The sequence below is a fragment of the Mesobacillus subterraneus genome, from assembly GCF_003937825.1.
GTDB lineage: Bacteria > Bacillota > Bacilli > Bacillales > Cytobacillaceae > Mesobacillus > Mesobacillus subterraneus.
The window spans coordinates 357,035-377,137 of sequence record NZ_RSFW01000013.1; the positions used below are offsets into that span (position 1 = coordinate 357,035).

General features: G+C 44.8%; 18 protein-coding genes and 1 pseudogene. 7 read left to right on the forward strand and 12 right to left on the reverse strand.

The features are described 5' to 3' along the window. Positions 1-118: 118 nt before the first annotated feature. Complete coding sequence (locus EJA10_RS11935) at positions 119-2,410, reverse strand: glycoside hydrolase family 65 protein (protein ID WP_125480227.1); 2,292 nt, start codon at positions 2,408-2,410, stop codon at positions 119-121. A 231-nt stretch (positions 2,411-2,641) separates the two neighbouring features. Between EJA10_RS11935 and EJA10_RS11940 the strand changes: the two genes are divergently transcribed. Then, positions 2,642-3,010, forward strand: coding sequence for a heme-copper oxidase family protein (locus EJA10_RS11940; RefSeq protein WP_125480228.1), 369 nt, complete (start codon positions 2,642-2,644; stop codon positions 3,008-3,010). Positions 3,011-3,064: 54 nt separating this feature from the next. Here EJA10_RS11940 and EJA10_RS11945 read toward each other — a convergent pair whose 3' ends face one another. Together EJA10_RS11945 and EJA10_RS11950 are read right to left on the reverse strand one after the other, a co-directional pair. Continuing rightward, on the reverse strand, positions 3,065-5,173 hold the full coding sequence (locus EJA10_RS11945; RefSeq protein WP_125480229.1) for a choice-of-anchor J domain-containing protein: 2,109 nt from the start codon (positions 5,171-5,173) through the stop codon (positions 3,065-3,067). Positions 5,174-5,353: 180 nt separating this feature from the next. Continuing rightward, positions 5,354-6,559 (reverse strand): MFS transporter, encoded by a 1,206-nt coding sequence (locus tag EJA10_RS11950; RefSeq protein WP_125480230.1) that lies wholly within the window; start codon positions 6,557-6,559, stop codon positions 5,354-5,356. A 197-nt stretch (positions 6,560-6,756) separates the two neighbouring features. Between EJA10_RS11950 and EJA10_RS11955 the strand changes: the two genes are divergently transcribed. Continuing rightward, complete coding sequence (locus EJA10_RS11955; protein ID WP_125480231.1) at positions 6,757-7,650, forward strand: hypothetical protein; 894 nt, start codon at positions 6,757-6,759, stop codon at positions 7,648-7,650. Between the two features lie 50 nt (positions 7,651-7,700). Here the strand turns inward: EJA10_RS11955 and EJA10_RS11960 are convergent, their stop codons facing one another. Together EJA10_RS11960 and EJA10_RS11965 are read right to left on the reverse strand one after the other, a co-directional pair. Continuing rightward, positions 7,701-9,926 carry a sensor histidine kinase gene (locus EJA10_RS11960; RefSeq protein WP_125480232.1) on the reverse strand — a complete coding sequence of 742 codons (2,226 nt, stop codon included), beginning with the start codon at positions 9,924-9,926 and terminating at the stop codon, positions 7,701-7,703. After that, positions 9,904-10,596 (reverse strand): response regulator transcription factor, encoded by a 693-nt coding sequence (locus tag EJA10_RS11965; RefSeq protein ID WP_125480233.1) that lies wholly within the window; start codon positions 10,594-10,596, stop codon positions 9,904-9,906. Before EJA10_RS11965 ends, EJA10_RS11960 begins: the two co-directional genes overlap by 23 nt. A gap of 447 nt (positions 10,597-11,043) precedes the next feature. On the opposite strand from EJA10_RS11965, the pseudogene EJA10_RS11970 reads away from it, so the two are divergent. After that, a pseudogene (locus tag EJA10_RS11970) lies at positions 11,044-11,202 on the forward strand (dihydrofolate reductase family protein); the annotation flags it as partial. A gap of 32 nt (positions 11,203-11,234) precedes the next feature. Here EJA10_RS11970 and EJA10_RS11975 read toward each other — a convergent pair. Both EJA10_RS11975 and EJA10_RS11980 read right to left on the reverse strand, forming a co-directional pair. Then, positions 11,235-12,209 (reverse strand): DUF4179 domain-containing protein, encoded by a 975-nt coding sequence (locus tag EJA10_RS11975; RefSeq protein ID WP_125480235.1) that lies wholly within the window; start codon positions 12,207-12,209, stop codon positions 11,235-11,237. Beyond that, a complete protein-coding gene (locus EJA10_RS11980; protein ID WP_125480236.1) occupies positions 12,187-12,720 on the reverse strand; it encodes a sigma-70 family RNA polymerase sigma factor in 534 nt (177 codons plus the stop codon). The genes EJA10_RS11975 and EJA10_RS11980 overlap by 23 nt, the downstream gene beginning before the upstream one ends. 146 nt (positions 12,721-12,866) lie before the next feature. Here EJA10_RS11980 and EJA10_RS11985 point away from each other — a divergent pair, with 146 nt between their 5' ends. From EJA10_RS11985 to EJA10_RS11995, 3 genes are read left to right on the forward strand one after another with little or no spacing between them, the layout of a single operon-like run. Continuing rightward, positions 12,867-13,916, forward strand: coding sequence for an alpha/beta fold hydrolase (locus EJA10_RS11985; RefSeq protein ID WP_125480237.1), 1,050 nt, complete (start codon positions 12,867-12,869; stop codon positions 13,914-13,916). After that, entirely contained in the window at positions 13,913-14,788 is an 876-nt protein-coding gene (locus EJA10_RS11990) for an alpha/beta fold hydrolase (protein ID WP_125480238.1), read from the forward strand. The genes EJA10_RS11985 and EJA10_RS11990 overlap by 4 nt, the downstream gene beginning before the upstream one ends. A 9-nt stretch (positions 14,789-14,797) precedes the next feature. Beyond that, on the forward strand, positions 14,798-15,166 hold the full coding sequence (locus tag EJA10_RS11995; RefSeq protein ID WP_125480239.1) for a VOC family protein: 369 nt from the start codon (positions 14,798-14,800) through the stop codon (positions 15,164-15,166). A gap of 35 nt (positions 15,167-15,201) precedes the next feature. On the opposite strand, the gene EJA10_RS12000 is transcribed toward EJA10_RS11995, so the two are convergent. Further along, entirely contained in the window at positions 15,202-16,077 is an 876-nt protein-coding gene (locus EJA10_RS12000) for an SGNH/GDSL hydrolase family protein (RefSeq protein WP_125480240.1), read from the reverse strand. Between the two features lie 254 nt (positions 16,078-16,331). On the opposite strand from EJA10_RS12000, the gene EJA10_RS12005 reads away from it, so the two are divergent. Further along, the gene (locus tag EJA10_RS12005) at positions 16,332-17,576 is read left to right on the forward strand and encodes a GGDEF domain-containing protein (protein WP_125480241.1); all 1,245 of its coding nucleotides are present in this window, start codon (positions 16,332-16,334) and stop codon (positions 17,574-17,576) included. A 92-nt stretch (positions 17,577-17,668) separates the two neighbouring features. On the opposite strand, the gene EJA10_RS12010 is transcribed toward EJA10_RS12005, so the two are convergent. From EJA10_RS12010 to ypfJ, 4 genes are all read right to left on the reverse strand, one after another. Then, complete coding sequence (locus EJA10_RS12010) at positions 17,669-18,049, reverse strand: peroxiredoxin family protein (RefSeq protein WP_125480242.1); 381 nt, start codon at positions 18,047-18,049, stop codon at positions 17,669-17,671. Positions 18,050-18,065: 16 nt separating this feature from the next. Beyond that, complete coding sequence (locus EJA10_RS12015) at positions 18,066-18,413, reverse strand: DsrE/DsrF/DrsH-like family protein (RefSeq protein WP_125480243.1); 348 nt, start codon at positions 18,411-18,413, stop codon at positions 18,066-18,068. A 164-nt stretch (positions 18,414-18,577) separates the two neighbouring features. Further along, positions 18,578-19,075: a cupin domain-containing protein gene (locus tag EJA10_RS12020; protein ID WP_125480244.1), complete on the reverse strand. Its 498-nt coding sequence runs from the start codon at positions 19,073-19,075 to the stop codon at positions 18,578-18,580. Positions 19,076-19,328: 253 nt separating this feature from the next. Further along, positions 19,329-20,103 (reverse strand): KPN_02809 family neutral zinc metallopeptidase (gene ypfJ / locus EJA10_RS12025; RefSeq protein WP_125480245.1); only part of this gene is annotated, 775 nt, incomplete at its 5' end.

Here is a 20,103-nt window from a genome sequence, read left to right on the forward strand (position 1 = left end):
TTTGCGATCGGCAAAACACAAGAACCGTCCCCCTGTTTTGGTGAAAACACTAGAACCGTCCCTCTGTTTTGCCCAATGAGAGAGACCTTCAGGGTTCCCGAAGATCTCTCCAGCATGTTTATTTCAATTTTACAGATAGCTGTCCGTCTGCAGGAATGGTAACTTGTTCGCTGTACAGTTTCATGGCTAGTTCTGGTCCTTGTTGTGATAGGACGACGTTTTCCTGGTTTACTTCTACCTTGATGTAGTGGTCGCGGTAGATGATGTTGAAGCTGTACTGGTTCCAGGCATTCGGAATGAACGGCGCGAATGATAATGTGCCGTCAGCCGTACGCATGCTTGCGAAGCCCTGGACGATGGCCAGCCAGGCACCTGTCATGCTTGTGATGTGCAGGCCGTCTTCTGTATCGTTGTTGTAGTTATCCAGGTCAAGGCGGGCCGTGCGGTTGTACATTTCGTATGCCTTTTCTTCCATGCCAAGCTCTGCCGCAAGAACTGCGTGGATACTTGGAGACAGGGATGATTCATGGACGGTCATTGGCTCATAGAACTCGAAGTTGCGGCGCTTCTCTTCTTCTGTGAACTCATGGTTGAAGAAGTAAAGTCCCTGAAGGACGTCCGCCTGTTTGATGAAGCAGCTGCGCAGAATTTTATCCCATGACCAGTTCTGGTTGATCGGCCGGTCTTCAGCAGATAGCTGATCCACTGTCATCAGATCCTTATCAAGGAAAGTATCGTGCTGGACAAAGACCTCTCTCTCCTCATCATAAGGATAATACATCTTCTCGACGATCTCCTGCCACTTCGCAAGCTCCTCATCATTGAATCCAAGTCCTGCTACACGGTCTTCATGGCCGTTCTGCTTCAGGTACTCAATGACTTCAAGCGTGTAGCGCAGTGTCCAGGCAGCAATCCGGTTTGTGTACCAGTTGTTGTTGACGTTGTTCTCATACTCGTTCGGACCAGTAACGCCATGCATCATATAGACGTTCTTCGCCTTATTGAAATGGACTCGGTCTGCCCAGAAGCGGGAGATGCCTGCCAGCACATCAATCCCATATTCATGGAGATAATCCTGATCTCCTGTATAGTTCACATAGTTATAGATTGCATAAGCCATCGCACCGTTACGATGGATTTCTTCGAACGTGATTTCCCACTCGTTGTGGCACTCCACGCCTGTAAAAGTAACCATCGGATACAACGCACCATTAAGTCCTTGCTGCTTCGCGTTGTGGTAAGCACCCTCAAGCTGATTGTGGCGGTAAATCAGCAGATTGCGGGCAACCTCTGATTCTGCCGTTGACAAGTAAAGCGGGATTGCGTAAGCTTCTGTATCCCAGTAAGTCGCGCCGCCGTATTTTTCGCCAGTGAAGCCTTTAGGACCGATGTTCAGACGAGAATCCTCGCCATAATAAGTTGAGAACAACTGGAATAGGTTGAAACGGATACCTTGCTGTGCAGAGTCATCTCCTGCGATTTCTACGTCAGCGATTTCCCAGCGGCTCAGCCAGCCATTGCGGTGCTCTTCCAGCAGCTGTTCAAAGCCTTTTTCAATCGAGCGTTCAAGCACTTCACGGCCTTTTGAAACAAGTTCTCCTGCATCATAGTCACGGTCTGTTGTGACAGCAACATATTTGTAGAGGGTTACAGTTTGGCCCTGCTCAGCTTTTACTTCAATGCTATTTTCAATATATTCTTCTTTTTCGTTCACTTCAACTTTCGCAACATTGCCGGTGACAACCGTTTGCATTGTCGTCGCTACCTGGAAAGTCGGAGTTCCGAATGGGTTGTCTTTCGTCTTCATCACAAGGCTGCCTGTGTATTCCGCTGCATCCCTGCTGATTTCATACCAGAAGTCTTCGTCATAGTTTGAATCTTCATTTCGCACATCGCCATCAAGATATGGAACAAAGGTAACGTTTCCATTATAGTTTTTAGCAGTAACAGAATAACGGATTGCCGCCAGTTCACGGTCTGCGACAGACAGGAAGCGCACTGCTTCGACTTCAGTTTCCTTGCCGTTCAGGTTGACCGTGAATTTCCTCGTCAGGACACCATGCTGCATATCAAGCTCACGGTAATATTCCTTCACTTCCGCTTTGTGAAGATCGAGCTCCTCGCCATCAACTAAAATTTTAATGCCGATAAAATTCGTGGAGTTGATGACCTTACCGAAGTAATGAGGGTATCCGTTTTTCCACCAGCCTACACGTGTCTTGTCCGGGAACCATACGCCAGCGATATAAGAGCCTCGGTGGAAGTCCCCTGTATATGATTCTTCAAAGTTTCCGCGCATGCCCATGTGGCCATTCCCGAGGCTCATGATACTTTCTGCAAGGCGGAAATCTTCTTTATGCAATTCGGTTTCGATGATCTTCCAGCTATCAATCCCAAATAATCTTTTCATAGCTTCAATCTCCCTTTAAGAAGTTGTACAAACGTTTGCACTATTATATCATGAATTCTCGCAAAAATGACAAAACCAAAGGTGATATTTTTGTGTCATCCTGAAACTCATTATTATTTTACTATTGTAATCCGGTTTGAAAAAATTTTATCTATTTCGCTAGTACATATGTTATAAATTTTCAGAAACCTTATATAATCTAAAAGGACTAAATGAAAAGAGGAAAAAGATTTGAGTATACGTTTTTTTAAAATTGCTGCGGTCTATTTTGTCATTGCTATTATTCTTGGAATTGTTATGGGGATCGCGCATGATTTCACCCTGAGCTCGGTTCATGCCGACCTGAACCTGCTAGGCTGGGTGTCCATGGCCCTTTTTGGGGCGATTTATCATCTCTTCCCGGCTGCAGGAAAAAGCAAGCTTGCCACCACGCATTTCTGGCTCCATAACATCGGAGTGCCAGTCATGCAGGGCGGGATTACGCTTTCCATGCTGACAGCGAATGGATTCTTTACCATTTTTGCCATCATCGGATCACTTGTTGTCGTTCTTGGGGGCATTTTATTCATGGTCAATGTTTTCAAGCATGTTAAGGCGTAATATTTAAAAACAGACAAAAGCTGCGGCCATCAATCATGGCCGCAGCTTTTCAGGTTATTTCTTTCCTTTTTTCTCTCTTAATTGAACTTCATAGCTGAAGCCAACCGGATTCTTATCATCTGCAGGTGCAGCATAGCTCGTGATCATGTAGTTCTTGCCATCCTTGAATAGCTGTCTAAGCTGAAGCGCATTCTCTTCTGTCACATTGAAGGGATCGACCGTTACTACTTTGTATACAGGCTTCTTGCCGGCAGCCTGCTTCTCATTGATGAAAGTAACTGTGTACTCCACGTACTTGCCTAAAATCTCATTCATTGACGTGAACGCATCTGTAGATGAGCCATCTTGGCTAAAGCCGATTTCCGGAATTGATACATTGTCAATGAACCAGCCAGAGTCGTTGTAGCCCCAGTCAGTCAGATAACGGAAAGATACAAGGACCTTTTGGCCTGCATATTCGCTTAAATCAAAGCTTTCATTTGTCCATTCTTTTGTGTTTCCAGTGAATCCTGGTACATTTTCCTTGATTTTCGGATAACCCTCTTCGACTACATCAGTTGTAGTATTTTCATTTTCAAGGCTTGTCCATGTTTGTCCGCCGTCTTTGGACACCTGCACAACACCAAAATCCCAATGCTCTTCAATATCAAGGTAATGATCGAAATTCAATGTAGCATTTGCAACCTCGGAAAGGTCCGCTTCGAAAATCAAAGTATTGTCTGCTTCATCGCCTGTATTGCCCCAAAGCACCTTGTTTGTTGCATCAGTTGGATCCGCAACGGACTTCCACAATGTTGGCAGGAAGTCGACACCGTCAAAGGAAATGCCATCGATTTTATCCTGGAATTTAAGCTCTTTGAAATCCCCGCCCCATGCAGGAACGCCATCTTTTTCAAATTGAAGTGCGCCTTCATAATCAACTGTATAGCCACGCTTCGTTCCCTCGTTGTCTACCACCAGGTCGCGGAGGTTGATGCTGTCGAAATTGTACACTCCTTCTCCCGGCTGGTTGCTGTCAAGCGCCAATGCTGTAATGAAGTTCTGGTATACCTTTGTAAAATCCTCTTGATAACCATGCTTCGCAAGCGTTTTGTTCACACCGTCAATGCCGACTACATCACTTGTCGCAAGGTCACGGATAAATTCTTTGCCGTATTTGTCGTTCATATAAAGGGTGAATAGATAAACCTGTCCGTAATCCGCAATTGTTTCTGGTCCAGTTGTTGCTGAACGGTGGTCATCCCAGTTCACAAGTGAATTTTCCGGGTGGTCAAGATAAAAATTGATGGAACGGTCATCATGTCCGTATCCTCCAAGATATTCAGAGAATGTAGACATTCCTTCATTGATCCATGTTTCTTCTGAAGGGTCATTATCGGCATGGATCAAGTGCTGAAGTTCATGGATTGTTGTCCCAAAGAACGTGCTTTCCAGGCGAGTCTCCCAGCTGTTTGTATCGATTGTAATAATGTTGCGGTCCATATAATTTTCTAGCGTCTGCCAGAAGAATCCAGCTACAAAGAACGGATAGCTAGGATCGAAGTAGTTATCATCTTGAACATTATCCACCAGCATGACAACTTTATCGCTAGTTTCATAGTATCCCTCAGGGAAATAGCCCCATTCAATCAACGGAGAATGCGAACCATCATGATGGTCAGGAGTGCCAAAGAACTCAGTTGCCTTTGGATAAATATTGCTGTCAAACTCATCCCGCAGCTTGTCCACTTGTTCCTGTGTCACGACATGGGCAGGCCTTGGATCGCCCTCAGGGAATGCAAGATTGTTTGCTACCCAAATTTCAACATTTTCCCCTACACTTCGTAGTGTAAAGTCTTTAAATTTCAGGTTTCTGTCCAAAAACTTTTTCGTTCCTCCATCATAGGTAAAAGTGCTGTCAGCAGCACCACTTTCTGACCCAGCGGTCTCATCCAGCTGAATGCCTTTCGCTTGTTCCTTGATGGATTGCTCTGCTTTCTTCAGGAAATCTTCGTCTTTTGAAAGCTGATCCAGACGGCTGTCAATGTCGACTCTGTCTCCGTATCTTTCAATATCCCATTTGGCTGTTGTCGCAGCGTCTGCTTGCGGTACGGATACCGTTGGCGCGACCAGGGATAGAGCCAGCGCGCCTGTTGTTAAGATTGATAGAATTTTCGTTTTCATGCTTGTTCTCCTTTCGCTTTCCGAAATACCTACCAAAAATCTTAACATGCTTAATTTTCAGAAATAAGTGAATATATTACTAAATTTCCAGTTTTTTTGTTTCCTTCTATGGTAAAAAGGACCTGTTTTTTCCAAAAAAATAAGCCCGCCATTCAGTATGGCGGACCTAACAGGTACAGATTATGCCAGTTCTTTCTGCTTTGTTTCCACACCCCAGAAGAACACGGCTGCAGCACCGATTAAAATCGCGATGCAGAAAATCGTGAAAATCGCGGTGATCGATAGATTTTGTGCAGATAAGTACGGAACCATCAGCGGACCGATAATTCCTCCAATCCTTCCGAACGAGGCAGCCATTCCGGCACCAGATCCACGAATGGTCGTTGGGTATTGTTCCGGAGTGTATGCATAGAGAGCACCCCAGGCACCAAGGTTGAAAAACGACAGCAAGATACCAGCTGTGATCAGCAGTCCAAGCGAATCGGCAGTCCCAAAGAAATAGGCACTCAGCGCTGTTCCAATTAGATAAACGATGAGTACAAATTTCCGGCCTGCTTTTTCAATCAGCCATGCCGCGGTAAAATAGCCCGGCAGCTGAGCGAGCGTCATAATCAGTACATATTGGAAGCTCTTGATTAATGTGAATCCTTTCATGACCATCACACTTGGCAGCCAGAGGAACATTCCATAATAGGAAAATACGACACTGAACCAGAGAACCCAGAGCATGATTGTCTTTTTGGCATGTTCCCTGGACCATACTTCGGCAATGCTCTCCATAATGGTCAGCCGTTCTTTTTTATCAACAGCCAGGTACCTGGGAGAATCCGGCAGATTCACGCGCAGATAAAGCGCATATAACGCCGGCAGCGCACTCAGGATTAACGCGGTCTGCCAGCCGAAGCTCGGGATGACAAAGTACGAAATCAGCGCCGCTACCAGCCAGCCGGCAGCCCAGAAGCTTTCAAGCAGGACAACGACACGCCCGCGCTTTTCTGCAGGCACGCTCTCAGCAACGAGTGTCGAGGCAACAGGCAATTCCCCGCCAAGCCCCATGCCAATAAAGAATCTTAACAGCAAAAAGAAAGACAGAGTGGTTGCCATGGCAGAAACCCCGCTGCCGATCGAGAATAGCAATAATGTAATGATAAAGACATTCTTCCGACCAATCCGGTCAGCCAGCAGACCAAAGACTAGCGCCCCGACTGCCATACCAATTGAGTTGACACTGCCAATCCAGCCCATTTCCTTGGCGGTCAAATTCCAGTCCACCTGAAGAGCAGCAATGATGAAGGCTAAAATTCCCACATCCATTGCATCAAACATCCACCCGAGCCCGGCAATCCCAAGCAGTTTCCTTTCCGAAATTTCCTGTGTTTTTTTCATAAAATCCTCCTGATTCCTTGAAGCGATACAGATAGTTTCCCTAAATTAGTTATTTTTAACATAATAATTGAATGGCTTCTTAATATTAGCATGTGTCTTTACACTAGTCATGATAAAAGTCCGGCAAACAGATAAATAATTTTAGAGGAAACGCGGACATTAACAGTAACTAACCTACTGTAAGGATGGAGCGTGTGATGAGAAAAAATAAGGCATTCAACAGGAACTCAATTCCTTTTCTCCTATTGGCTATTATCCATTTAATGCTTCTCTTCCTATTTGCCAAACGCAGCAAGGAAAAAACTATCTGGATCCTGCTGTTATCCAATATTGGCTTCGCTTACTTCTTTGAGTATCCTGTCCTGAACCTGTTCAAAGGCTATTCCTATAAACCCTCCATCATGAAAAAACGAGCCCACGACCAGGTATTGGGTGCGGTTTTATCACAGGGGTTTTATGTGCCTGTGACAGCGACTCTTTTAACCATTTTTCACAAAAACGGCTACTGGAAACTCGGCAGTACACTGATTTACTATCTGATTGAGCACACTTTCCTGCGCCTGAAAATATATAATACCCATTGGTGGAAACCGGTCTATACCTTACTCTTTATGAATATTTATTTCCACATCAGTGACTGGTTTTACAAAGCTATCCAAGCCCGTAAAGACTGGGCTTTGTCTCTTGCCCATTACCTATCAATCGAGGTAATCGGAATAACACTGCTGTATATTTCTGCAGCAGGACGAAAGATTAGATTTGGCCGGGGCATGTATCATTCCTGGTGGGAACATTTTGCGATCGCCCCGTTGTATAGTATCGTTCACTCTTTCTTTGCTGTGAAAAATTCCGCCAAACCAGGATTACAGCCCCGGCTTTGCATGCTGCTGTATCGTGTTCTTACGGATCTCTTTCTGAAAAAAATCGGCCTATTAAAAATCAAGCTGACACAACTATGGGGCAACATTCCATTTCACGTCTTCATAGTTTTCATTTCCAGATACTTATATATAAAGATTTATTCGGAGCACTCTGGAGAACACATAAAGCCAATCGAGATTTCTTGTAAGCCTGACAAAAAAGGCACATAGATAAGTTCTATGTGCCCCAATAGCATGGAAGCTTCATTCATGCTTCCCTTTCAATTCACTTTTTGCAGAATAACCGTTACCTTGAACAGGTCGCCGTCGACTTCGATGTCGAGTGACCCTTCGTGGAGGTCGACAATTGATTTGGCGATTGCCAGTCCGAGGCCGGAGCCTTCGGTGTGTCGTGACTGGTCGCCTCGTTTGAAGCGCTCGAACAATTCATCCAGGTCATCCCCCAGCTCGTACTTGGTGACATTCTTGAACGTGAGAACAGCCCTGTTGAGCTCTTCTTTCACCGAAATATACACTCTCGTATTCTCGAGCGAATACTTGAGGATGTTCCCGATCAGGTTATCGAATACTCTCCAAAGCTTCTGGCCGTCGACGAATGCATAGACAGGATGATCTGGCTTTGAGACGCGAAGCTGCAGGGAGGACTGAACCAGTGTCTCGTTATGCTCCGCCAGTGCCTGCTCAAGCAGCTGATTGAGGTCGACTCTATCCTTGTGAAGCTCAATGTTGCCGCTCGCCATTTTCGTTGCCTCGAACAGGTCATCAATCAGTACCTTCAATCGCTTCGATTTCCGGTCAAGGATCTCGATATAGGAATCCCGGTCTTCCGGCGCAAGATCAGGTGTCTTCAGCAACTCTGTATAGGTGATGATCGATGTGAGCGGAGTCCTCAGGTCATGGCTCACATTCGTGATCAGTTCGGTTTTCAGGCGCTCGCTTTTCGCCTGCTCCTTGTGCGAGACCTTTACCTCATTGCGGAGTGTGTTGATATCAGCGGCCAGCTTTGCAAAAACGGACCTGCCCCGCACAGGGAGATCGCTCACCATATTCCCCTTTGCCAGCTCTTCCACATTCAGGGCGATTTTATTAAAATACCCCGCATTCCTGAGCACAATAATCAAGATTGGCAAGCCGACAAACACAAGGCCAAAGAGGTAATGACCCAAATACCATCTGAAATCAAAATAAGTCCTTCCGAAAATAAATCCGGAAATGAAGACGATTCCCAAAATGATCAAAAGGATAATGCTGATGCTCTTAATCGTAAAGGCATCCATGATGAAGCCGAATGTCCTTACAAACAAAGAGTCGTTCCAATCGCTTTTCAGCCTCTTAAAGTCGTCCTTGTATTCCCAGAAAAATCTGCCCTGAACATACAGTCCAGCAAGGAAAACAGCCGCTGTAATCAAGGCCATTAGAAAATCCAGACCTGACCTGACTGGGTTGCCAGAAAAATAATGTACTTCATCGCTCATCCAGAATAGCGACATCAACGTAAAAATTCCGGTCAAGCCAAACAATATGACGCGTAAATCAAATGGGACTTTACTGTAGAATGGCCTCCACCTTTCCACGCCAAGCATCGACTTGATTTCCTTTTTCCTGCCCATCCTTATGCTTGCCACGATTGCGAGGATGCTTATGAGTATATAAACAAAGAAAACCACCTGTTGCCTTTTAAATTGCTGATAGTCGGAAATGATGGATGAGCCAGGGGCATTCTTGAGCAGCCCCACCTTTCCTTCATACACCTTGTTCCTCTCATTTAAAATCTCCTGCACAGGTTCATTGGACGGAAAATACCGGTTCGTTAAGCCCGCCTGCAAATAACCATAAGCATTGCTTGGATAACTTTCTGTGAACAGCATCTTCTGCTTATTGATGAAATCATCAGCGTCTTCACCCTTGGGTATATTCAGGTTTGTAAAAACTTCTCCCGTCTCTGTTTCTGTCAGGTAGTAATTGAATGCCCGTGAAATCCTTCTATACTCCGCCCTGTTGTTTTCCAAATCCTCATAAAACTCATCGATTTTTTCTTCTTTTTCCTTGATGATCTTTGCACGGACATGTTCATCGCTCTTGAAGTTTTCGGTGATATCCGCAATCTTTGCATCTCGTTCCTTTGTGATCGCTTCCTCTACTGCTTTATTCCCCGAATCTTTTGCATCCTGAAGCTGCTGTTCATACTGTACATTGATGTTCGACACTTGGTCAGTGAGACTTCCATATCGATTGCGATGTTCATCAATTTCTTCTTTTGATACCGTTATCTCCTTTTTCATGTCTTCTTTCGACATGGTGTTCAATTCATACACATATAAGAATTCTTTAAAGCGTTCAACTTCGTCATGGAAGCCGGGTGTATCAATATACCCATCCAAATAACGAGGTGCGTGATTAAAAAAGGCGAATACTCCGCTAATCCCAATCGTAATGAGCATCACCCACGCCACTAACACCAGCTTACTTTTCGATTTTATATCCAATGCCCCACACCACCTTTAAAAATCTTGGATTCTTCGGATCGATTTCTATTTTTTCGCGGATCTTGCGGATATGGACCGCCACTGTGTTTTCGGCATTGTAGCTTGGTTCCTTCCAGACTCGCTCATAAATATCGTTGATCGAGAACACCCTGCCTGCGTTCGTCATCAGCAGCTCAAGGATTTTGTATTCGATAGGAGTCAGCTTGACGGGCTCGCCATGCGCGGTGACTTCCTTTGACGACTGGTCCAATGTCAGTCCATTCAGGTCGATCACCTTCACTTTCCCTTCATATGTACCGAGCGTGACATATCTCCTAAGCTGTGATTTCACTCGAGCAATCAATTCAAGCGGATTGAACGGCTTCGTGACATAATCGTCGGCACCGACCTGAAGCCCGAGAATCTTATCCGTATCCTCGCTTTTCGCGCTTAAAATGATGATAGGAATGTTCTTATCCTCACGAATCCGAAAAGTAGTCGTAATCCCGTCCTGGCGCGGCATCATCACATCAAGAAGGATCAAGTGGACTGGCTGTTCGTTTAGCTTCTCGATCGCCTCGATCCCATCCGCCGCCTTGATCACTGTTATCCCTTCATTTTTCAAATAAATCTCAATCGCGTCGCGTATTTCTTTTTCATCATCGACCACTAGCACATTGTACTGATCCAAGTGAAAAACCCCCTTTCCCATAAGGCAAGCCTTGATGTTTCCTATTCTAGACAGCGAACCTTAACATTCACTGACGATAAATCTTAAGATTTTCTTAATATTGGTAAAAGCAGTGTGTGAATCTATTATATAGTTTTATACAGGAGGAGAGAAAAGGTTATTTTCTGGCTAAGCACCAGGCTGCCGTTTTCTTTGCTATCAGGGAAGGTGATACACCAGGTCCCCCGGAAGCGGAGCCAGAAAGTGATTTAAAGCGGCTGCTGACGCAGGAATCAAAGGAGGCGCTCGTCTTCAGATGAATTGATAAAGAAGTATCCAAGGCGCCCGGCGTTCCTGGATGAACTTCAGAAAATCAAATAATGGTCTGGGCCCATCCGGTTAGGATGGGCTCTTTTGAAATTGGAATCAAGGTTACTTCCTCAACGTGGCTAGTTTCGAGAATTCCTTGAGAAGAAATGGATCGATGAAATTGAACTTTATGTGATACCGAAACTGATTGGCGAAGGAATCCCGCTGTTCCCGGATGGCACGCCACCAGTTGATTTCGAACTGACAGACACCGGGCGGCTCGGACAGATCGCCACTTTAAAATACAGGCTAAAGTAAAAGGGCGCTGGATTGTCTCCAGCGCCTTTGTTTTACCATTTCAATTCTGCCAATTCCTGCTCTTCTCCCGAAGATATGCGAATCTCAAGGCACCTGTTTTCAAATCCCCTTGGTATCGTTAATCTTCTTTTCTCAAGGATCGATCCATCTACAGTCTTTTTCTCGATTCTCGCGTCCGATGTTCCGCCAATAATTCTGTTGCCCTCATCATCAAACAACTCGAGATCCACTCTATTTTCCCCGGCGCCCTTCACTGTGTATTCAAGCGCCGTCGAGGAGTTCCCGGATATCAGCTTTTCAAATGTCACCTTTAGACCATCAAGTTCCATTGTCTTATTTAAAGCCACTGTTTCGAATGGAAGCTGCTTGATTGGGACGTCAAAATTCCATTTTCCCTGTTCATTCTTCCAGTGATCCTTTATTTCACCAATGCCGATAAAGTTCAACGGCAATCTGGTTTCGTCAGGCAATTGTGCTTTTGGATAACTAAGCTGGATATGCCCTTTAAAGCCTTCTTCAGTCGGCAGCAATTTGACCAATTCCATGGTTTCCTCTATTTCAGGGTCGCGATCGAAGATTTCGTAAAAGGCATAAACCTCATCCTCCGCCCCCTCGACATCTCCCTTCACATCAAAGGTAACGCCGATCACCGCTCCGTCAAAATAAGCCTCCGTCACGGTCACATCCACACCATCGTAGCTCGCTTTTTCGTTCAATTCCGCTATTAGTTGTTGGGAGGCCAGATTGACTGCAACCTGGTCCTGCTCATACAGCTTTGCTAAAAACGGGATGTCTGCCAGCACGTTCGGGACCGACGGGAACAGGAAACCTGATGATATAAAAAGTACTGCAGCCGCTGCGGCCGACACTGCGGCTGCTCTTTTGCGGGGGGGATGAGACTTTTTCATATTGTTTCCTTGCCTGATCCCTCCCTGGATGGCTTTGATTACATCTTCCTTTGGCACCTCAATCTCTTCCATTGAGTCATGAAACATTTTCTTGTCCATCTTGCCCGCCTCCCAATTTTATCTTCAATTCCTTCCTGCCTCGCTGCAGATAGGTTTTCACCGTATTTTCGGGTATGTCCATCATTCTCGCAATCTCACTGATGGCCAGATCCTGATAATAAAACAGGATAATCGCAGCCCGGTGTTGTTCTTTCAATTGAGCAACCGCTTCCATCAAATCCAGTTTTTCGGCGGTCCCATCCTTGCCGGCAGCCGGCAGTTCCGTAAGTTGTTCGACTGGTTTCTCCAGTTTTCTTCGCTTCAACACGTCATACGCACAATGAATCAAAATACGCGTAAGCCAGGTCAAAAAATACTGCTCATTCTTCAATTGCCCAATCGCAAGAAACGCTTTACAAGAAGTTTCCTGGACAATATCCAGGGCATCCTCCCTGTTTCCTGCATAAAGAAAAGCAGTCCGGTACAATTGCTCATTATGTAAAATCAGAAGCTCTTCAAAAGCCTTCACATTCCCCTTGATTGCCTTCCTCACAAGCCGTGTTTCCTTCATTTCCTGACCTCCTTTCACTCTTTAGAACTGAATCAGCGAAAAAAAGTTTCATATTTTCCAGGAAATTTTTCTAGTCCTAAAGTAATATAGTAATAAATGGAATTATTAACCTTAATATGTTTCAGTATATCGAACGAGGTGATGATATGGGCTTTTTCTCTCGCAATCCCGATTTCCTTATTCCCGAAGATGGAATCGACTCTATTGAAAAAATCAAAATTGGCGGAATCCAACAGAGCATCCTCATCCAGTCGCACTCCCCAAAGAATCCCGTACTTCTATTTTTGCATGGCGGACCTTCCATGCCCCTGCCCGGCGTATCATCAAGAGGAAAAAACTACACCGTAGCGACCAATACAAAGGAGCTTGTGAAGAATTTTTCCGTTGTTTTTTGGGACCAGCGAGGTACAGGAAAATCCTATCACAAAGATATACCTGCACAGTCGATGACCTTTGAACAACTGGTTTATGATGCAGCTGAGCTGACAGATTATTTAAGAGAGACATTCGGACAGGAAAAAATCTTTCTCACAGCCCATTCATTCGGAACATTGATTGGCATGTACCTTGTAAAGGAGCACCCTGAAAAATACCATTCTTATGTGGGATTATCCCAGATTATCAGCTGGAGTGAAAATGACCGTGCAGGAATGGCATGGATGAAAAACGAAGCAAAACGGCGAGGAGATTATAAGGCATTGAACGAGCTCGAAGCAGCAGGCGATCCTCCTTTTACAGATGGCTATAAGCAATGGGGCGTACTGCGCAAATGGCAGATGAAGTACAGCACGATGGTCTATAACGATGAAAGTATCAAGCATCCTGGTCTTGCCAAAGTGTCCCTTGGGATGCTGGCCTCGAAGGATTATACACTTGCAGATGTTTTCCACTCTTTTTACAGTGGTTTCAAGTTGATTTATACAGACGATTTCATTAAAAATATACCGAAAATCGACGTGCAAAAGGACGTTCCGGCAGTGAAGATTCCCATCACCTTCATCCACGGCAGAAAGGATGTGCACGTCCACGGCTCTCTAGCCCAGGAGTACTTCAACACGGTAAAAACGGCACAAGAAAAGAAATTTATATGGGCAGAAAAATCAGCCCATCTCTTCCATCCTGATGACACAGAACTGATTGAACAGCACATCATTAATGAACTAAGACATTTAGAAAAAGAGGTGATCAATCTATGAAAACCATTTATCGAAGTCTCGATGGCAAAGACAAAATCCTCTGCCAGTATGAAGAGTACCTTACCCTGTTCGAAACTCCAATTGAGCGGGAGTATGTCGAGACAAGGTTTGGACGGACACATGTGCTGAAAATGGGGAAAGAGGACGGAAAACCATTATTCATTTTCCAGGGAGGAAATTGCATCAATCCTGTGACCTTATCCTGGTTCAAAGGGCTGGTGAAAGAATACAAGGTTTACGCCCCTGATACGATCGGACACCCTGGTTATAGTGATGAAACGAGGATCTCGGCATCTGATGAAAGTTTTGCTCTGTGGATTCAGGATTTGTTGGATTTTTACGGAATTGAGAGCTGTGCTTTTATCGGCCCTTCTTATGGTGGCGGCATTATTTTAAGGCTTGCTGCCTTCCAGCCGGAGAGAATACATTGCGCAGTACTGGTAGCTCCGGCAGGAATAATCCTTGGCTCGAAGCTCAAGATGATCAAGGACATCCTCATCCCGATGCTTTTGTACAAAATGAATGGCTCGGCAAAAAGCATGAGGCAAATCGCTGATGTGATGTCGGCGAAAACCATGGGCAGCCTCGATGAAAGCATAATCGGCAACATCTTTAAACATACGTTGCTCGAGCAGGAAATGCCGAAAATCACAACGATGGAGGAACTGGAGAATTATCGGGCGCCCACTCTCTTGATAACTGGGACAAACGATATATTTTTTCCAGGAGACAAGATTTCCCAAAAATCAGCAGGACTCTTCGGTGACAATCTTGAACTAAAAGAGTATGATATGGGGCATTTTCCATCAGGTGCTTTTCTAGAAAAAATCGATGCTGATATCAAAGCATTTCTGAAAAAATATTATTTATAGGGGGAAAACATGAGCATACAGAAGGTTGGCCAGATTGGCATACCGGTTAAAAACCTGGATAGGGCGCTTGCCTTTTACAGGGATGACTTAGCGCTGCCGCTGCTTTTCAACACGGATACCATGGCATTTTTTGATTGTGGCGGTGTCCGCCTGTTGCTAAGTCTTCCTGAGAAGGAGCAGTTCGCACACGCAAGTTCTGTCATTTATTTTCAGATAGAAGATATCCGGGCAAAGTATGAGGAATTGCTTGCAAAGGGAGTAAACTTTGTAGGTGAGCCACACGTTGTCGCCAAAATCGGTGACACCGAGACATGGATGGTGTTCTTCAGGGATTCGGAAGAGAATACCCTGGCTTTCATGAGCGAGGTTAATGGATAATATGAAAGGATACTGCTGTCAATTCAGTATCCTTTTTATTGAATTGCCTTCAATTCATTCTTTTTCAGGAAAAGCTCGATTTGATGAGCCGCCATCATGCCTGCCGTACTGTTCAGGTGCATTCCGTCGGTGAGCAGCAGATAGCCATTTCTGTGTGCAATCCTGTCGAGGCTGTATCCATAAACGAAGTGTTCGACGATGGCTTTTTCATATAGCTTTGCCTCATTTTTCAACGACCTGCCCCGCGTCCGGCCCTTCCCCTTCAAATACGCTTTAAGTTTCTCGTTAAACGGAAGATAGAAGATATTGTTCATTTCCGCGATTTTTTTGATGGCTTCATTGTACTGATCGATTTCCTTGTTGGCTTTGGAAAAAAGGTTTTCCCCCGCTACCGGGAGGGACATCAAAGCAATATATGCTGATGTTTCAGCTTTCAGCCTGCTGACGATTTGCGCGAGGTTGCGCTCATAGACCAGGAGGGAGGGTTTTTCGTTCCGTTCAGAGAGGTTAATTTTCCTCTTTGCCAGCTCGGGAGCTATTTTTACTGTGGCATCATTCATTCCGACCAAAATGACGACATAGTCCGGATGGCAGGCAATCACCTCATCCAGGCGCCGGAGTACATCAAATGACGTGCTACCATTCATCCCGCCATTGATAAATTGATAATCCTTGCAGCTCTTCCTTCTGGCAGCGTCGTCGACAAAATTATAGCTGATATTGCCATGAACAACATCTCCGCCCAGCACCGCGACTATCTTCTTGCCCTCCTGCCGCAGGCCCTTCTGCAAAAAGACCGCAGGGTTATTGGCAGGAAGCTGATTGAGCTTATTTTTCCGATGAAAATAAACTGACATGCCCAATACTGCCAGCAAAATCAGAACAAGAATTCCGCCATAAATCCATACCATTTGCAACCCCTCTTTCTTATTAATTAAAAATTCGGAATATATAATATATACTATTCGACAAACGGATGAATTACCATCTACTCATGATTTTTCCACACTGGATAAGTGCCTAACTCCATTATAGCCCTTTATGATACGCGAGAGACAAAATAAATGACACAAAAATTTTTACAAATCAAAAAATTGTTTTGCAACTAGATTTATATATAAGCTAAAATTAGATGGTAGAGTTTGGGAAAGGGGATTTTCTGCCTATGCTGAAAGCTAGGTTATATGATTTTTCGCTATTTTTCACTGCTATTGCCGTGGCTTTTGGATTAGGTTCTTTCATTCAGGATAAAAACACTTTTTTCATAGCTTTATCGTTCTATTGGTTGTTTTCCATGCTGTACAACCATTTACGGATCATTGCGCAAAACGGGACAACGAAATTCGATTATGGCATCAATTATAGTCTATCATTCGGGATATTTGCCGGTCCGCTTGGCCTTTTCATTTTTGAAGGCATCTATCGCTTTTCAGTTTATTTTCTAAAGAAAATCACCAAAACAGCCGATGAAAATGAATTTTTTGATACCTTCTACAATATAGGCGCGCATGTACTGATATACTCATTTGGTTATTATCTTTTCCATCTTGGTTACCCGTTTTTTGAGAAGATTCCATTCGGATTCTGGATTCTGATTTGTATCCTTGCTGTCGTGACAATCATGACGTCTATTGCCTTGCTGTCAACTGCTTTTTATATCCTCGGAGAGATCAGAAGCCTGCAGGAGATGGTCCAGTTTTTAAGGCAAAGCATCAACTGGCTGGACCAAGGGAAAACCGCCTTCACGAATGGTCTGCTCCTGTTGTTGCTTGAACAGCAGCAATGGGAAATGATCGTCGCCTTGTTCATACTAAACTACCTGGTCAGCCGTTCCTTCCAATCGAAATCGCAAATGATCAAGAATAAGATTGAACGGGACAAGTTCGAACAAATGGCATATACCGATTTCCTTACCAGCATTCCAAACCGGGCCTTCATGGATCTGAAAATGTCGGAACTGAACCAGACAGGGGAAAAGCTGGGCATCGTAGTAGCAGACATCGATAAATTCAAACGAATCAACGATACGTACAATCATGCAGTAGGTGACCGGGTCATCCAGCATGTCGCCAACACCTTGAAGAGTTACCTGGCAGAGGAGGATTACGTGTTTCGAAGCGGCGGAGAAGAGTTTACGCTCATTATCCGTAATCGCTCACTCGACGATACAATTAAGCTCGTCGAAAAAATCCGCAAAGGGATCGAAACAAGTTCTGTTGAGGTCGAATATCAATCTGTCATACATCCAATTACGATCACCTCTTCTTTCGGATTGTATTATTTCAAGGTCAATCAATATACTTCAATGGAAAAAGGCTACATCTATGCGGACCAGCTCCTGCTCCAATCGAAGGAGCTTGGCAAAAATAAAGTCACGTACAAAGATGAGCTTTCCCGCCAGACAGGCTGATCCATATGAAAAAGACAGAGAAGCAATTTCTCTGTCTTTTTTATTGAATAGCTCTGTTAACCAAATTTGATAGAGCCATTTGAATCATTCCCTTAAAAATGCATAAACAAATCAGCGGAGGCGGCCTCGTTCAGCAGCCATTTGATCGGCACCTGTTCAGCTGGATAAATAAATTCAAAATCATCTTTCACATCCAAATCCACTACATAAAGCTGCGCACCCATTTCAACTGCGATACCAAGGAGATCATGGACTGAGGCCACCCCAAAATCATTGATAGCATTCGACAGGTATTCCAGGTCATCTGATGGAACCGACACATACCGCTTATCCAAAATATTGACTCCTCTGCGCGAAAAAGCGAGGATCACATCGGCCCCCGAAGATGCTGCTCCTACTGCCACATTCAAGGGCGGGTATGCAGATTCAAGTTCATCGTGAAGCGCCATCACTACTACCTTTTTCTTTTCCATCCATCAGCCACCTCCATCAGTAACTTAACACTGCATCCGCTTTATAAGCGGTATCCAAAAAGGTTGCGACACCAGAAAGCTGCGCACCTTCGATTAGCTCCAGCCCATCGGCAATCAGCACATTCATCTGGCATCCGAAGAATTGAACACCCTGAGCCAATGCCTGCTTCATCATTTTTTCGAGGTCCATATTATGGGTCCTCTCCATGACTTTTAAATACCGTTTATCGAGAACCCGTGCACCATCCAAATCGAAAAAAATCGATACCTCATTTTCCTGCTCTGCATTTTTCAGCGCTTGTTTTAGAACAAAGGGAACATTCGAACTCAGTGAAACGAAATAAACGAGCTTTTTCTTCGCCAAAGTGACCCCTTCTTTCACTTTAAAACTTTCATAGCTATTTAGTTTGCCCAGCAGATATGAACAGATTACACTTTTATTATATACCCTTTACGGTATTTTAGAAACTCATAAAAGTAGGCAACAGCTTGTATTTTTTAATACTAGCTGTTGCCTGCTAAGGTTCTTTATTTTACCCATTTCTCCAGGAGCGGCCCAGAGTCCCCGTATACCGGATCTGTTTCCGGCACGGGGACATTTTTAATTTGTGACACGGCTTGCGCGCGGTCACCTGGATCCTTTTCCTTCAAGTCGGGTTTGCTGCCATTCGGATAAGCACCTACAACTTCAAAGTCCTCGCTGCTTTCAATTTTCTTATGGCCCGTTCCTGCTGGCAGAACAACGACATCTCCCACTTTTACATCGAGCCGTTCTCCAGCGTCACCGCCAAGCAGAATCGTCGCACTCCCTGATTTTACCCCCAGCACCTCATGGGTATTGGTATGGTAATGGTGATAATCATACACATCGCCGGACCATGTCCCGGTCCAATTATGCTGCTGAAACTGATCTTCCATCTTCAGATTGTCTTCAAAAACACCTTGATAGACAATTACTGGCAAATCTGGGTTATTCGGAATATCCCCTGCATCGCTCAGGAAAAAAGATTGGACTTGTGTTCCCATCGTGGAATCTGCTCCTTTCTTTTAGGCTCTTTTCGTAAACTTTGTTGCTTTCACATCCATAGTAAAAAACGGCTTCTGGGTTTTTACGAATATTTACGCTATCGAATTCGAAAGCATCTTCGTAAAGAGCCCCATAGATTCGAAAAGCAAAATAAAAGCGAAAACAGCCTTCTTTTTAAAAAGCTAAAAGCTGGTGCCACCCACTAATGTTCACTCGATGGCATGGACTAAATCAGCCCACACTTAACTGTACCTAGAAATCACGTGTGTTAAACGTGTCTCCCTCTCTCAGATTGCCTGCTTTATAGCCTTTGTAGAACCAGCTTTTCCGTTGTTCGGATGTCCCGTGTGTAAAACTTTCAGGTACGACATAGCCTTGTGAACGTTTCTGGATTGTATCGTCACCGACCGCGCTGGCGGCATTCAATGCTTCTTCAAGGTCGCCTTCTTCGACCACGCCCATTCCCTCGGCATGATGCGCCCAAACACCTGCTAAATAATCAGCCTGCAGCTCAAAGCGGACCTGATATTTGTTAAATTCCGTCTGGCTGAAACGCCCTCGAAGTGAGTTCAGCTCTTGTGTCTGCCCTAATAAAGTCTGGACATGGTGGCCAACTTCATGGGCCACTACATACGCCATCGCAAAGTCTCCCGGAGCCTGGAATTTCCTCTGCAGTTCATCATAGAAACTCAAATCAATATATAATTTCTGGTCACCCGGACAATAAAACGGACCTACCTGCGAGCCTGCCATACCACAGGCCGACTGCACACTTCCTGAATAAAGGACAAGAGTCGGCTCCTGATATTGCATGCCTTCCTCTGCAAAAATCTTCGTCCACACTTCCTCTGTATCGGCCAGTACAACCGATACGAACTGGGCCAACTCCTCTTCTTCAGCAGTTTGCTGATAAGGAGCAGGAGATTGCGTCCCCACACCGGACATGTTATCGACAACATCACCCAAATCCCCGCCGCCGAGGAATGTCATGATCACCAATAAGATTATCCCGCCAAGCCCGCCGCCC